Raw genomic sequence first — 14,727 nt, 5'->3', positions numbered from 1 at the left:
TAGGCAAAAATTCCTAGCCAATTAATCTGCTGAAGCTTTGATAACTACTACTATGGGCTGGTTGTTGTACAGGTGGCAACCAGTCCGTTTCCCTATGCTAGAATCAGCAGTACCGGCACGCAGCAGGTGATGGAAAAACGCCATGTTTGAACGCTTCACAGAAAAAGCCATTAAGGTGATTATGCTTGCCCAGGAAGAAGCACGTCGCCTGGGACATAACTTCGTGGGTACAGAGCAGATCCTCCTGGGTCTGATTGGAGAAGGGACCGGCGTCGCCGCCAAAGTGCTGAAATCAATGGGCGTCAATCTCAAAGACGCTCGGATTGAAGTCGAAAAAATCATCGGCCGAGGCTCTGGCTTCGTCGCCGTTGAAATCCCATTCACACCACGAGCCAAGCGCGTCCTAGAACTGTCGCTTGAAGAGGCTCGTCAACTGGGGCATAACTACATTGGGACTGAACACTTACTCTTGGGTTTAATCCGAGAGGGGGAAGGAGTCGCCGCAAGGGTTCTGGAGAACTTGGGAGTTGACCTTTCCAAAGTTCGAACTCAAGTCATTCGGATGCTAGGAGAAACCGCAGAGGTTTCTGCTGGTGGCAGTCAAGGTCGTACCAAAACTCCAACCCTGGACGAATTTGGGGCTAACCTGACCCAGATGGCCGCTGAGGGCAAGCTTGACCCCGTTGTTGGTCGTCAAAAAGAAATTGAGCGAGTTATTCAAATTCTAGGTCGCCGTACAAAGAACAACCCTGTTCTAATCGGTGAACCTGGAGTAGGTAAAACCGCGATCGCTGAAGGTTTGGCTCAGCGCATTTCTAACAACGATGTCCCTGACATCCTAGAAGAAAAGCGCGTTGTCACTTTAGATATTGGTCTGCTGGTTGCAGGCACCAAATATCGAGGTGAATTTGAAGAGCGCCTGAAGAAGATTATGGATGAGATTCGTCAAGCTGGGAACGTCATCCTGGTAATTGACGAAGTTCATACCCTAATTGGTGCAGGTGCCGCAGAAGGGGCGATTGATGCTGCTAACATCCTCAAGCCAGCCTTGGCGCGGGGTGAACTTCAGTGCATCGGTGCAACGACCCTGGATGAATATCGTAAGCACATCGAGCGAGATGCTGCTCTAGAGCGCCGCTTCCAGCCTGTCATGGTCGGTGAACCCACCGTACCTGAGACAATCGAGATCCTACACGGTTTACGAGAGCGTTATGAGCAGCATCACAAGCTGAAAATCTCTGATGCCGCCCTCGAAGCAGCCGCTAAGCTCTCCGACCGCTATATTTCAGACCGCTACCTACCTGACAAGGCAATCGACCTGGTTGATGAAGCAGGTTCTCGGGTTCGCTTGATCAATTCTCAGCTTCCTCCTGCCGCTAAGGAGCTAGATAAGGAACTGCGTCAAGTCCTTAAGGACAAAGATGATGCGGTTCGTTCTCAAGACTTCGATCGGGCTGGAGAATTGCGCGATCGCGAAATGGAGATCAAGGCTGAGATTCGGGCGATCGCTCAGAGCAAGAAAACCACAGAATCCGCAGACGGTGAAGACACTTCCCCGATTGTGGACGAAGAGGATATTGCTCAAATCGTTGCTTCTTGGACAGGTGTTCCGGTCAATAAGCTGACCGAATCCGAGTCTGAGAAACTACTGCACATGGAAGACACCCTGCACCAGCGCCTTGTTGGTCAGGAAGAAGCTGTTAGAGCGATTTCTCGTGCGATTCGCCGCGCCCGTGTTGGATTGAAGAACCCCAACCGACCCATCGCTAGCTTTATCTTCTCCGGACCAACCGGGGTAGGTAAGACAGAGCTTGCTAAGTCTCTGGCTTCTTACTTCTTTGGTTCCGAAGAAGCAATGATCCGCCTTGACATGTCCGAGTTTATGGAGCGCCATACAGTTTCTAAACTGATTGGTTCGCCTCCCGGTTATGTCGGTTACAACGAAGGGGGTCAGCTTACTGAAGCAGTGCGTCGTCGTCCATACACTGTTGTGTTGTTCGACGAGATTGAGAAAGCGCACCCAGACGTGTTCAACATGTTGCTGCAAATCCTGGAAGACGGTCGCTTGACCGACGCCAAAGGACGCACAGTGGACTTCAAGAACACGCTGTTGATCATGACCTCTAACATCGGTTCTAAGGTGATTGAGAAGGGTGGAAACAGTTTGGGCTTCGAGGTTTCCTCGGAAAATCAAGCAGATGCCCAGTACACTCGAATCCGCTCTCTGGTCAACGAAGAACTGAAGCAGTACTTCCGCCCAGAATTCCTTAACCGTCTCGACGAGATCATTGTCTTCCGTCAACTCTCGAAGGACGAAGTCAAGGAAATCTCCGACATTCTGTTGAACGAAGTCTTTGGTCGCTTGAGAGAACAGGGAATTACCCTGGAAGTCACAGAGCGCTTCAAAGACCGTCTGGTGGAAGAAGGTTACAATCCTTCTTACGGTGCAAGACCTTTGCGCCGAGCGATTATGCGCCTCTTGGAAGATAGTCTGGCTGAGGAAATCCTCTCTGGACGCGTCAAAGAAGGGGATACCGCTATCGTTGACGTAAACGATGACGGGCAGGTGCAGGTACTTCAAGGTGAGAAGCGAGAGTTGTTACCTCAAGCTGTTGACTAGTCACGACAGTAAAGTTTGAAAACCTATCATGGGTTTATAGCGGTGTGGGCTGTGCCTGCACCGCTTTTATATTTGGGCGATCGCTCTGATTAGTTGGGCTAAGACAGAATAAGAACGGCTACGGTTGCTCACCCTAAATCGAACTGATGTTAAGTAAAAGAATTGCTGTCCCCAATTAACCTTAAAATTATTGCATTCAATCTTTGATTGACGTTGTCCTTATCCCTGAACAGGAGGAAGCCATGACTGATCGCCCTATTATCCTTGGTATTGTTGGCGACAGCGCGGCTGGTAAAACGACTCTGACGAAAGGTATTGCTCAAGTCTTGGGAGAAGAAGACGTTACGGTGATTTGCACCGATGACTATCATCGCTACGATCGCCAGCAGAGAGCCGAAATGAGAATTTCGGCCCTGCATCCAGACTGCAACTATCTCGATATTATTCAACAACACTTAGCGCTTCTTCGCGCTGGGCAGCCAATTCTAAAGCCGATTTATAACCATAAGACGGGTACTTTTGACCCGCCTGTTTACATCAAACCCAGCAAATATGTAATTGTTGAGGGTTTGCTGGGTTACTCAACTCGTGGAATGCGAGACAGCTATGATGTCAAAGTTTATCTAGCACCGCCAGAACCATTGCGAGCAACCTGGAAAATTAAGCGAGATACCGCCAAGCGGGGTTATAACAGCGAGCAGGTTTTGGAGCAATTACAAAAGCGGGAACCTGATTCAGAAGCGTTTATTCGACCTCAGCGCCAGTGGGCAGATGTGATAGTCACCTTTTATCCTTCTAGCGAAGAATCGCAGGACGATCTGCTGCTGAATGTGCACTTGGTGTTGCGACCTACGATTCCGCACCCTGATTTGGTTCACGTTCTCAAGCCGGATGGCAATCATTTGGGTTCAGCCATTCGGTTGGAGCTAGATCGAGATATGGGTAAGCCTGTAGACGTTTTAGGAATCGATGGTCACGCGACTGTGGAACAGGTTAGGGAGCTAGAGCGAATTCTCTGTAACGAGGTTCCCTACTTGGGGCAGTTTTGTAGCTTGAATGGAAATCAAGCGATTGGTAAAGTCGTTGGCACGACGGGTGAGATTTTGCAAAGCCATCCACTGGCTCTAACGCAGCTTTTAATTACTTATCACATGCTCAAAGCTGCCAAACTGTAGGAATGACTTTGGGATTGAAGTAAAAATTGCTCAATTGTTATGAGTTCAATTTATCGGTTTTTAGTGGGTGCAGCTGGAGTTACTTTAGGGTGCATTGTTTCAAGCTGTACGACAGTTGCAACGACCCAATATGAAGCAACTGCTTTAACGACTTATACTTGGCGAGTTGAGTATACGACTGATCCAAGCGATCGCCGCCGCACTCGCACCGAGGAATTTGCCTCGACCTCACTGCTCAATCAAAATGGTGAACAGCCTGACGGTGCGGTGACTGGTCCAGATGATCAGGGACTGTGGTGGGCGGAGTTGCCGCTGCGCCCAACGGCAGAGGAGCTGGAGGGCAGGAAGCGATCGCTGGAACAAATCGGCACTCCAGAACTGCTCAAAACCGTAGAATACTCATTGACCTACACGACTGACGGACAAACTCGAACATTGCCAACCGATCACTCTGTTTATCGTAAAGCAGTTAGAGCTCGTCAGGATGGGCACTCTTTGGAAGTACTGCTAGGCGTAGGTGATGCAACTGTTGAAGATGTAAATCCTCAATAAGAAATCTCGTTACAAGGCGGAGTTTTGTAATGCCAAGCTAGAGGCTCTGCGTCGAAGATACAAGAGGCAGAGCCTCTAAATTGCATCCCCAGGTGGAACCTGGGGACGAGGGAAAAGCCTTTAAACAAATGAAAAGGGGGCTTAAACCCCCTTTTACACGGTGATTGTGTTAGGTCTGATAGCTTAACGCTTAACCGGAATACCCTGGTCTAGGCGGGCTTCCTCGTGGGTGGTGGGGAGGCGATCGCCATTTTGAGCATTAAACCAGTGAATTGACTCCAGGGGTAATGCCAAGGTAAGGTCTTCGTTATTCCAGCGCTGATCTGCCGAAAGTAGCGCCCGAACGGTGACATTTTCTGCGCCTTTTATCCGAACGCTAAGCAGGTAGCTCATACCCAGGTTTTCAACCAGGAAAACTTGACCTTGGATTGTTTGCCGCTCATCGGGTCGAGCTAGACGAACGTGTTCAGGACGAATGCCCAACACAATTTCGGGTGGCGGTGCGAATCCACCTGGAATCGGGATCCTGTAATCACCTAGAATCGCGCTATTGCCCTGACACTTAAGCGTCAATAGGTTCATCTGTGGGCTGCCAATAAATCCAGCTACAAACTGGTTTGCAGGTCTGTTGTAAATTTCGTGCGGTGCGTCTAGCTGCTGCAAATAACCGTTGTTGAGGACGGCCACTTTTGTAGAAAGGGTCATCGCTTCGGTTTGGTCGTGGGTCACGTAAACCACAGGTGTACTTTGAGCATCAAAGATTTGCTTCAATTCTGCCCGCACCTGTTCTCGCAGCAATGCATCCAGGTTACTCAGCGGTTCATCCAACAAAAACACATCAGGGCGACGCACCAGCGCACGAGCTAAAGCAACCCGCTGCCGTTGTCCGCCTGATAGTTTGGCAGGTTTGCGATCCATCAGTTCCTCTAAACCCAGGATGTGTCCTGTTTCGGCAACTCGGTGCCGGATTTCACTGGAAGGAACTTTTTGCAGTTTCAACCCTGAAGCAATGTTGTCATGCACGGTCATGTGCGGATAGAGCGCGTAGCTCTGAAACACCATTGCAATATTGCGATCGCCCGGTGCTCTGGCGTTAACATTGCGATCGCCAATTCTCACTTCACCCTTGGTTGGCTGCTCCAATCCAGCAATCATTCGCAGTGTTGTAGATTTACCGCATCCTGAAGGCCCCACAAATGTGAGAAACTCTCCATCTTCTACTGCCAGACTCAAATCCTTCACAGGAACAATCTTCGGGCTGTAGGTCTTGTTTAAATGTCTTAATTCAAGTTTAGCCATGACTTTTAAATAGAGATAGCAGTTGACAATGTCGAAAGGTTTTTCCTATCCTTTCACCGCACCAGATGTTAAACCTTGAACAATCTTGCGCTGGAAGAACAGCACCAAAAGGATCAGCGGCAGCGTGCCCACAATTGTTGCAGCCGCTAGAGGACCAAACGGAACATCAAATAACGTGGTGCCACCCAACTGAGCTGCTGCAACAGGAATCGTTTTCAGGTTCTCACGGGTCATGAAAGTGAGTGCAAAAATGTACTCGTTCCAGGCAAAGATGAAAGCCAGAATTCCTGTTGTCACCAATGCGGGGAGCGTCATGGGTAGAACAATCTGAGTCAACATCTGCACTGTGTTGTATCCATCCACCTTGGCAGAATCTTCCAGATCGCGAGGCAACTGTTGGAAGAAACTTCGCATCACCAGAATGGTTAAAGGTAAGTTGATCGCCGTGTAGGGAATGATCAGCGCTAAATAATTGTTGGCAAGTCCCGTTACTCGAACAATTTCCAGCAATCCTAAAAACAGCAAAATGTAAGGAAACAGTGTGACGATTAACACGGCTGCTAGAATGAATTGCTCTCCTGGTAGCCGCAGTCGTGCCAGTGCGTAAGCCGCAGGCGACCCGATCGCCAAACACAACAGGGTAGACGTAATTGCTACAAACGCACTGTTGAAAATGTAAGCGCCAAACCGTTCCCGTGTGAACAGCTCAATATAATGCTGCAAGGTGTACTGATTGGGAGCCGGAAAGTAGACTACAGGCAATTCTGTAATCGCATCATTGGTTTTGATTGAGGTTAACCATTGCCACAGCACGGGCCCTAAGCTAAAGAGGACAACGGCAATGATGGCAACCCAAAGCAACACTTTTTTTAGCGGAAAACTCTGTGCTCCAGGTGTAGAATGACCCGCAGGCGGAGTTTGGTGAGGAGTATCATGGGCTGTAGTGGTCATGGCTTACTGAACTCCTGTTGCGTTACGAACTTTGGATAAGAAGAAAGTAGACAACGCTACTACAGCAACCAACACCAGGAATGTGATAACTACTAGTGCTGCCCCATAGCCAAAGTCTAGATAGTTCATCACCGTTGCGTAGATGTAGAGAGAAACCATCTCCGTTGCGCCACCAGGACCGCCACCCGTCATAACCTGAGGCAAGTCGAAAATACCAAAGGCTTGAGCAAAGCGGAATAAGCTAGCAATCAAAATTTGCGGCATCAGCAGTGGCAGCGTAATTTGGCGAAAGCTCTGCCAGGGCGTTGCACCGTCAATCGAATGAGCTTCATACAGGTCTTGGGAGATCGACTGCAAGCCTGCCAACAGCAAAATGCTGACAAAAGAAGTGGTCTTCCAAACGTCTGCCGCAATCACACAGATCATTGCCCAAGTGGGATTTCCTAGCCAGTTCACGGGATTTTCCAGAATATGGAACCAATTCACCAGCATGTCATTCCACACGCCATATTGGTCATTGAAAATCCAGCGCCATGCCAAGGCGATGATGGCAGTGGGTAGGGCCCAAGGCAAGATGGCGATCGTTCTGACGATGCCTCTGCCACGAAAGGCTTGATCTAGAATCAGGGCAAATGCCATTCCTAGAATCAGTTCCAGAATCAGGGAGACAACCGTGAAAATGGTTGAATTCCAGATACTGAGCCAAAACCGCCCATCCAAAGCCATTCGTACATAATTATCAACGCCTGAAAAAACGGGTTCTAAGCCCGTACCCAAGTTTTCGGTGAAGAAGCTGAGTACGAAGGCTCGACCAATTGGATAGGCGTAAATCGCTAGCAGAATGAGAGCGGCTGGTGCAAGCAGCAACCAGCCGGTGCGTTGCTCTCTGGCGCGAATTGGGTCCGTTGTTGTGGTCATTCGATCGCCTCCCTATGCGTTGTTGTTGGAGTATCTGCCGAGCAATCGGCGGGTTTCACCTGCTGCCCGCTCCATTGCCCGTTCTGGAGAAATTTGTCCAGAAATTGCCGAACTCAGGTAGCGCTGAAGAATATCAGATACCTGCGTATACTGTGGCACGGGTGGACGCAACACAGCCTGCTCTGCAATTTCTAACAACTGTGGATAGTGACCATATCGACCTACAATTTCAGGATCCGTAAACAGATTGACGCGGCTAGGCACATAGCCATACTCCATCACAAACAGTTTTTGGGCTTCCTCACTGGTCATGAACTCGATCACTCTCCAGGCTTCCTCAGGATGGGGAGAACTGGCGGAAATGCCAAATCCCCATCCGCCTAAGCAGGCACCGCCTTCGCCTTCAGCACTGGAAACCATAGGTCTGATGCCCACCTTTCCATTGATGGGAGAGCCTTCCTGGTTAACTTCTGGGAAAGCGTAGGGCCAATTTCGCATGAAAGCGGAGTTACCATTTTGGAATACCCGTAGTGTTTCAACCTCTTGATAGTTGGTGACACCAGGGGGTGAAACACGCTCGGTCACGGTGTTACGCAAAAACTCAGCGGCGGCGATCGCCTCAGGTTGGTCAAGACCCACTTCTTGCGTTTCAGGATTAACCCAAAAGCCGCCAAACCCGGCTAGCACTTCGACAAAGTCTGCCGATAGTCCTTCGTATTGCGCGCCTTGCCAGACATAGCCCCAATCTATATCGCCTTGTTTTAGCTGTTGGGAAACTTCAATCAACTCCTCAAAGGTGTCTGGTGGTTCCAAACCTGCTTCTTCTAGTAAGTCAGTGCGGTAGTAAAGTACGCCAACGTCGGAGCGCATTGGCACCCGATATAGCTCACCTTCGTAGCGGCTACCTTCAATATCGGCCGGGAGGAAAGCCGATAACTCTTCTTCAGAGATCTGGTCGGAAAGTGGAAGCAGCCAGTTTGCAGCCGCAAATTTAGGAATCCAGGTAATGTCAGCTAGCACCAAATCATAGGGTGAGTCGCCCAATAGAAATGATGAAGTGTACAATCCTTCAACTGCATCGGAGGCATTGGGAGCGGGAGCAATTTGAATCCGAATGTCTGGGTTTTCTGATTCAAACTGCTCAACTAGCGGCTGAAACTGTTCTGCCTCCAGAGCACTCACTAGAAAACTAATGGTAACGGGCTGTTGGCTCAACACCACAACCCCATAAAAAATCACCCCTAAAAAAGCGGCGATCGCTATCCCCCACAGACGCAGACGGCGGGATGACAGCGTTTGCAGAAGGTGTTTGAGTCTGCGAATCTGCTGATTAACATTCATATCTGTTAAGGTAATTCATAAATTGTCGGAAATTGTCGGGCGAAGATGACAAGCGAAGATAGTGAGGTCAGCGAGTTGATCAAACTTCTAGCTTCGAGGCGACAAGTCAGACAAAAAGTTGTCTATTTAAGCAAAAGAAAAGGATAAAAGAATGATGACTTTAGCGCGATCGCACTTCACTTTATCCAAAACGCAGCTTAATAATAGAAACCAGGGCTACCTGCGCTGCAAGCTTCCCACCGCTTCTATCTTTGCTTTTCAAAGCAATTTTTTGTCTGTTTCCTGTGTAACACTTTAATTGATGTGACACCCCTATCCGTTGATATATTTTTAATCTAATGGTTTAGGAAAGTTAACATTATTGAATAAATTTAGCAGTTAATAATTTAATCTATTGTTTGACAAATGTACCGCTATTTAATGAACAAAAACGAGATATTTATACTCGTTTAATACAGGCGATCGCATTCTGGTATTTAACCACGCCTGAAATGTATCTGTTACTATCCTTACAGCGTCCCTCTTTTAGAGAAGATGGTGCTTTCCAAGTTTGTACGCATTGATCAAAGGGCTATGAGAAAGGAAAGTAATTTGCAGAGTTTATCTTCTCTTGATGTGGACGAAGAACTCCTGGAAGTGCTTCTACTTTATTTAGATAAGTTAATTGCGATGGGTGTTGATCTAAACTATCTTCCGTTACAACAAGCGATCGAAGGACATGTAAACCATTTAGAAACAGCATGTAGAGCTCTAATTGGGTATGCAGGGTGGTTAGCCCATTGTGGCGATCGCTTTAATAGTGAAATCCATGCCACTAAATGCTTCATTAAAGTGTTGGTTGAACGCTGGGAGCCTCACCCTACATGGGAAGATTATGCAGATCTTGTTGCACAATCAAGATACGTGAGTCCCTATGAGCGCGCACGCATATTAATTCATGAGCTTAATTGCAAGGATTCTGTAAGAACTTGGAAGTCTGAAATCCTGGAGCATCTTTCAGACAAGGAGATTGAAGAGTTAATTCCCAATCTTCAAAATGAACTTAACGCTCTCTAGCATTGAACGTGGGATGGGCAAAGCTAGTCCATTAGCCCATACTCCTCCCGAATCAAGCAGATGGACATAAGCGATTAAATGGGGACGAGCGATCGCTCTTTGCTCGTCCTACGTTCCTACAAATGCTGCTTTAAGTTTCTTGCAGATGTTTACCAGGGCAAAGTTTAGTTCTGGTGGAGAGAGGCTATCCAGAGGTTGCTGGGGAGGATGGGCTGACTGATATTTTGCAATCTCGGTTTCCTCATAGGAACTGTAGCTGATTGGTATCCAAAATACGGTCAACCCTTCTTGCTCAGCCGCATTCAGAAGTGGGGGCAATTCCTGATCTGCAATGAAATCGGATGCCAAGAAGTCAGGACTAACCAGCAGGACTGCAACCTTTGCTGCTGATAAAGCTGTCTCGATATCTTTTCGCCATTCTGCACCGGGTTGAATGCGGGTATCGTCCCACACGTCTAGCGTTTGATTGCGAATCATCGGCTTGAGGTGAGTTTGAAGCTGTTTTAGCCAATTTCGATCTTGATGGCTGTAGCTGACAAAAACCTGACTGCGGCTAGCTTGCGTCATAGATGTTTGCCTCGATTGACGATTGAGTGACTTTTCTCGCGCTTGCTCCAGTTCTCGTTGGAGGGATTCTGCGGGAGTGGGCAGACGAGCTGGTCTGACGAGATACTTTTGCTCTAGTTCAATTTCTTGGGACAAAACATCATCAATTAGTCTGCGAACATCTACCATTTGCCGACTTTTTTGACATTGGATGAGGTATGCCTGGTCATCCAGAAACTCACGTAGCGTTTCTAGAGGGTAGGAATAGGGCATTTGGCTGTTTTTGCATTTCTTCTCACAGTTGCAGGGAACCAGGGTGTCATACTGCAAGCGTTCGTAGGATTGGTGAATCTTTGTGAGTTCGTAGGTGACGACGGCCAGCAGTTCTTTTTTGCGGCTTCCGGTGACGCGAATTCGGATTTCTCGCTGGTTGTAATGCTCAATCACTTCGGCGCGAGTCTGGTCTTTGTGCAGAACGGCACCGTTTTTCCAGACTAGCTGCTGCTCAATCCAGGGATGCATTTCCACAATCAGACGGGTGAGGATGCCTTTGGGCATGAACTCATATTCATAGCGCAGGCTCAGGTTATCGGTCTCATCCCAGTCATAGTCGGGCTGGTTGACGGAGAGCAGGTTGGGCGCGATGTAGGTGTGGGGACGACCCGGAATTTCGTAGCAAAGCTTGAACCGCATCATCAGGTGCAGCAACTCATCTCGCATATCGGCGTACTCAGCATTGCTCCAGATGTCGGCAAGCTCATCCTGGGTGAAATAGCCGAGGTTGTTTATAACAGTTTCATTATCCAGCACTTTATAGACGGCAGCAGTGCCTCACTCTGGCTTGAGGATGACAGTCTTTTTGAGCAGTGGATCGGTGTGAAAATGTAGACAAACGCCGATGTCGTGAAGATAGCGAATTAGCGATAGCATCTCTTGCTGATCGGTTAAGCCGTCGAGTCGACATAGCCGGTAGTATTCATCGAGGCTGATGTAGTTGTTGCGAGTATAGCTTTCTAGAACAGATCGAACTTTCGCCCATACTTTAGGTAAGCGAGTACCCATATGAGGCAGTCTGCTGATATAAAGCTGAATTGCATCTTTGATTTCTTGCAAGCCTCGGTTGTCAGCAAGGTTTGTAGCCAAGGTTTCTTTAAGGTTGTTAAATTCTCCTCGGAATTGGCGATCATTGATTTCGCACCGGCGGTTCTGTTTCTCATTCTTGATGATCAAAATGGGGCTGTTGTTGCTCAACAGTTCCACTACGCTGAGCCAGTAATAAAAATCGGTATTTTCCTTGCGTGTATCGGCAACTAGAAGATAGAGGGAACGCTCAGTGAGAAAAAACTGGTGAGTTTGATGATAGATTTCCTGTCCACCAAAGTCCCAAATATTGACGCGAAAATGTTGACCGTTCGGCAGTTCAAACTGCCAACGAATCACATCAATACCTTGGGTGGTGTTTTCGTCTTGTAGTTCGTGAGCTTCGTCGGCAATTTTTTTTGCTAAAGACGTTTTGCCTACTCCTCCCTCTCCTAAAATCAAGAGCTTTGCTTCATAGATCAACTCAGTTTCTTCTGGCTTTTGGACTTGAAAGTAGAACCTTAAAATGTCAATAGATTTAGTTTGTTCGTAAGCTTCAGCTTCGTCGGCAATCCTTCTTTCTAAAGACGTTTTGCACACTCCTCCCTCCCCTAAAATCAAGAACTTCACCCTGCAGAGCGCTTCAGTTTCGTCTGAGTCTTGGACTTGAAAGTAGGACTTTAAAGTATTGGTAGGTTTGCCCAGACTGTTCCGGGAACTCCCCAGAATTTCGGGAGGAATGGGAAGCGGATTGCCCTGCAACTCTAGTCGTGTAAGTTGAGGGATTTGCTTGATCTCTACAGGTAGGCTACTCAATTGATTGTTGCTGAGGTTGAGCGACCGCAAATTGATGAGCTGAACAATCTCAGCAGGTAGACTAGTCAGTTGGTTTTCGCGGAGGTCAAGTGATTGCAGATTGATGAGTTGAACAATCTCAGCAGGTAGACTAGTCAGTTGATTGAACCCGAGGTGGAGCGATCGCAAACTGGCAAGTTGAACGATCTCAACAGGCAGGTTGATTAGTTGATTACCGGTGAGGTCGAGTGATTGCAGATTGATGAGTTTCCCAATTTCAGCAGGTAGGCTGCTCAGTTGATTGAAGATGAGGTCAAGCGATCGCAGACTAGTGAGTTGACCGAATTGAGCAGGTAGACTGCTCAATTCGGTGCCGGTGAGGTTGAGCGATCGCAAACTGGCAAGTTGAACGATCTCAACAGGCAAATTGATTAGTTGATTACCGGTGAGGTCAAGTGATTGCAGATTGATGAGTTTCCCAATTTCAGCAGGTAGGCTGCTCAGTTGATTATCGCTAAGGCTGAGCGATCGCAAGTTTGTCAGTTGAGTAATTTCAGCAGGCAGGCTGCTCAATTGATTTTCGTCGAGCTTGAGCGATCGCAGACTGGTGAGTTGACCGATTTCAGCAGGCAGGTTGCTTAGTTGATTAGCAGAAGCCCAAAGTTTTTTGAGATTGATAAGCTGTCCGATTTCTGGCGGCAAAGCTTTCAAATTGTTGCCAATGTACTCGCCACGTCTTTCCTCATGGTTGTAGTACCACTTACCGAGAATCAGGTGTTTAAGCTGAGTTAGCTTACCGATTTCAGGTGGTAAAGCTGTTAATCCCTCTCCAGCGAGGTCAAGCGTTCTCCTCCCATCTCTTGCCGCCTGTTCGATTACTTGCAGCAGTTCTTCCTGAGTCATCGGTAATCACTAAATCATTACCCAATACTGTAGCCACAAATCTGTCTATCACTGCTGACTTTCCCTGACCTTTTCATACCGACAAATCTCAGCGGCAACCTTAACTTAAACATATAGCGCAGGGAAATCACGCCAAAGATTACACCTGCGCCAGGCATTACATCATTTGTATATCTCTTCAAGAACTCCCAAGGAGAATAATCTCATGCTGTTTTCTCATCATTTCAGCCTGTTTCAAGCTATTCTTGACCAAGGTTTCGAGGCAGGTCCGATCGCAGCCAGTAAAGAAGTTTTGGGCGATCGCCTCACCTATCGCGGTATTTCCTATCGCCGTCCTACAACATCTGAAAACGTATCATTTGCTGCCAATGGAACCTATCGCGGAGGCACTTGGCATTCTCAACCCCAATCCTGGGTTCCAGACGCAACGGTGGTTTTACGTTATCGCGGCTGTTGCTATCTTAAGCAGTCCTAATCGGGGTTGCTTGTTGGAGTGCGATCGCTAGATACAGATCTATAAGGTATTTGAAAAGTGGCGCACGTCTCCTGTAAGGGCTTAGCATTCGGGCGAGGATTTTGGGTCTATTGCGGGATCTATCTGCCGAATGCTAAGCTCCTACGCTGTTTAGGCAAAAACTAGATTTCTCAAATCTCCTGGCTGAGCTAAGCCATCGCTCAAAGCGATCGCCCCTCCCAAAACCTGATTTCAAACTCTTAAACCTGATTTCAAACTCGCAAAACCTTGTTTTGAATTTAAAAATCAGGTTTTAAACTCTTAAACCTTGTTTTGAACTTACAAAACCTGATTTCAAACTCACAAAACCTTGTTTTGAATTTAAAGATCGGGTTTTAAACTCTTAAACCTGTTTTTGTTTACAATTTCCAGCAAAAATACGGGCGTGAAGGGCGATCGCCAATTTTGTTGCTCTCGAAAGTTCTGTGGCTTTACTGAACCTGGTACTTTTGCGAATTGCGTATTTTGATGGGGTCAATTCAACCGATGTCAAGTGATTTCAGGTTGCTCTACTCACTGTTAAAGGATTGTGTAATGCCGCAAAAGAGAAGAAACTCGTTAGCACAGACCAAAGCAGAACGCCGGATTGAGGGAATGGAAACAATTAGCCCCACCCTTAACTTTGAGAATGGATTTTCTCTTGTCATCTACCCCTCTTTCATCACTCTAGGCGGAGGAAAATCGATGAGGCACAGGATGAGGAAGCCATCCTGAGAACTGGTTAATGCACTGGATTAATCTCACAAAGCCAGAGTGTAAACCAGGAATCTCAAACACGTCTAACCAGGGTTGGATTGAACAGAAAAAGATAAACGGTTGAATGGGCAATCGCAGATTATTGAGTCGCCGTTTCCACCCTTGTGGCTCATTCCAATACGGATGCTGTCGAAACCGAGTGAGCAAATCTAACTGGTCTTCGTCTAGGAGTGGAGGTGGCTCCTCTCCTAAGCCCCAAAACTGTAAACTGACCATCAAAT

At 47.6% G+C, this 14,727-nt stretch carries 9 protein-coding genes and 2 pseudogenes; 5 read left to right on the top strand and 6 right to left on the bottom strand.

The window, feature by feature from the left end; genetic code table 11:
* Positions 1–142: 142 nt before the first annotated feature.
* The 3 genes from H6G00_RS03530 to H6G00_RS03520 all read left to right on the top strand — a co-directional run bounded on the left by H6G00_RS03530 (position 143) and on the right by H6G00_RS03520 (position 4,347).
* Complete coding sequence (locus H6G00_RS03530; protein ID WP_190683037.1) at positions 143–2,620, top strand: ATP-dependent Clp protease ATP-binding subunit; 2,478 nt, start codon at positions 143–145, stop codon at positions 2,618–2,620.
* Between the two features lie 242 nt (positions 2,621–2,862).
* Positions 2,863–3,795, top strand: coding sequence for a phosphoribulokinase (locus H6G00_RS03525; RefSeq protein ID WP_190795657.1), 933 nt, complete (start codon positions 2,863–2,865; stop codon positions 3,793–3,795).
* A 39-nt stretch (positions 3,796–3,834) separates the two neighbouring features.
* The gene (locus tag H6G00_RS03520) at positions 3,835–4,347 is read left to right on the top strand and encodes a hypothetical protein (RefSeq protein WP_190795656.1); all 513 of its coding nucleotides are present in this window, start codon (positions 3,835–3,837) and stop codon (positions 4,345–4,347) included.
* Positions 4,348–4,530: 183 nt separating this feature from the next.
* Here the strand turns inward: H6G00_RS03520 and H6G00_RS03515 are convergent, their stop codons facing one another.
* The 4 genes from H6G00_RS03515 to H6G00_RS03500 are packed head-to-tail and all read right to left on the bottom strand — an operon-like array spanning position 4,531 to position 8,856.
* Positions 4,531–5,646: an ABC transporter ATP-binding protein gene (locus H6G00_RS03515; RefSeq protein ID WP_190795655.1), complete on the bottom strand. Its 1,116-nt coding sequence runs from the start codon at positions 5,644–5,646 to the stop codon at positions 4,531–4,533.
* Between the two features lie 45 nt (positions 5,647–5,691).
* Positions 5,692–6,597, bottom strand: coding sequence for a carbohydrate ABC transporter permease (locus H6G00_RS03510; RefSeq protein ID WP_190795654.1), 906 nt, complete (start codon positions 6,595–6,597; stop codon positions 5,692–5,694).
* A gap of 3 nt (positions 6,598–6,600) precedes the next feature.
* The gene (locus H6G00_RS03505) at positions 6,601–7,515 is read right to left on the bottom strand and encodes a sugar ABC transporter permease (RefSeq protein ID WP_190795653.1); all 915 of its coding nucleotides are present in this window, start codon (positions 7,513–7,515) and stop codon (positions 6,601–6,603) included.
* Positions 7,516–7,527: 12 nt separating this feature from the next.
* A complete protein-coding gene (locus tag H6G00_RS03500; protein ID WP_190795652.1) occupies positions 7,528–8,856 on the bottom strand; it encodes an ABC transporter substrate-binding protein in 1,329 nt (442 codons plus the stop codon).
* A gap of 534 nt (positions 8,857–9,390) precedes the next feature.
* On the opposite strand from H6G00_RS03500, the gene H6G00_RS03495 reads away from it, so the two are divergent.
* Entirely contained in the window at positions 9,391–9,912 is a 522-nt protein-coding gene (locus H6G00_RS03495) for a hypothetical protein (protein WP_190795651.1), read from the top strand.
* Between the two features lie 108 nt (positions 9,913–10,020).
* On the opposite strand, the pseudogene H6G00_RS34575 reads toward H6G00_RS03495, so the two are convergent.
* A pseudogene (locus H6G00_RS34575) lies at positions 10,021–13,236 on the bottom strand (COR domain-containing protein).
* Positions 13,237–13,441: 205 nt separating this feature from the next.
* Between H6G00_RS34575 and H6G00_RS03485 the strand changes: the two are divergent.
* Positions 13,442–13,711, top strand: coding sequence for a DUF4278 domain-containing protein (locus tag H6G00_RS03485; RefSeq protein WP_190642159.1), 270 nt, complete (start codon positions 13,442–13,444; stop codon positions 13,709–13,711).
* 705 nt (positions 13,712–14,416) lie between these two features.
* Here H6G00_RS03485 and H6G00_RS03480 read toward each other — a convergent pair.
* Positions 14,417–14,727, bottom strand: a pseudogene (locus tag H6G00_RS03480) (IS701 family transposase); the annotation flags it as partial.

Origin of the sequence: Leptolyngbya sp. FACHB-541 (genome assembly GCF_014695875.1) — a bacterium.
GTDB lineage: Bacteria > Cyanobacteriota > Cyanobacteriia > Elainellales > Elainellaceae > JAAUTN01.
Note: the sequence above shows the minus strand (reverse complement) of the source record. Positions and strands in the feature narration are given on the sequence as shown.

Coding starts and splice junctions, on each gene's coding strand:
- H6G00_RS03530 (WP_190683037.1), top strand. CDS start 143: ATGTTTGAACGCTTCACAGAAAAAGCCATTAAGGTGATTATGCTTGCC.
- H6G00_RS03525 (WP_190795657.1), top strand. CDS start 2,863: ATGACTGATCGCCCTATTATCCTTGGTATTGTTGGCGACAGCGCGGCT.
- H6G00_RS03520 (WP_190795656.1), top strand. CDS start 3,835: ATGAGTTCAATTTATCGGTTTTTAGTGGGTGCAGCTGGAGTTACTTTA.
- H6G00_RS03515 (WP_190795655.1), bottom strand. CDS start 5,646: ATGGCTAAACTTGAATTAAGACATTTAAACAAGACCTACAGCCCGAAG.
- H6G00_RS03510 (WP_190795654.1), bottom strand. CDS start 6,597: ATGACCACTACAGCCCATGATACTCCTCACCAAACTCCGCCTGCGGGT.
- H6G00_RS03505 (WP_190795653.1), bottom strand. CDS start 7,515: ATGACCACAACAACGGACCCAATTCGCGCCAGAGAGCAACGCACCGGC.
- H6G00_RS03500 (WP_190795652.1), bottom strand. CDS start 8,856: ATGAATGTTAATCAGCAGATTCGCAGACTCAAACACCTTCTGCAAACG.
- H6G00_RS03495 (WP_190795651.1), top strand. CDS start 9,391: ATGGTGCTTTCCAAGTTTGTACGCATTGATCAAAGGGCTATGAGAAAG.
- H6G00_RS03485 (WP_190642159.1), top strand. CDS start 13,442: ATGCTGTTTTCTCATCATTTCAGCCTGTTTCAAGCTATTCTTGACCAA.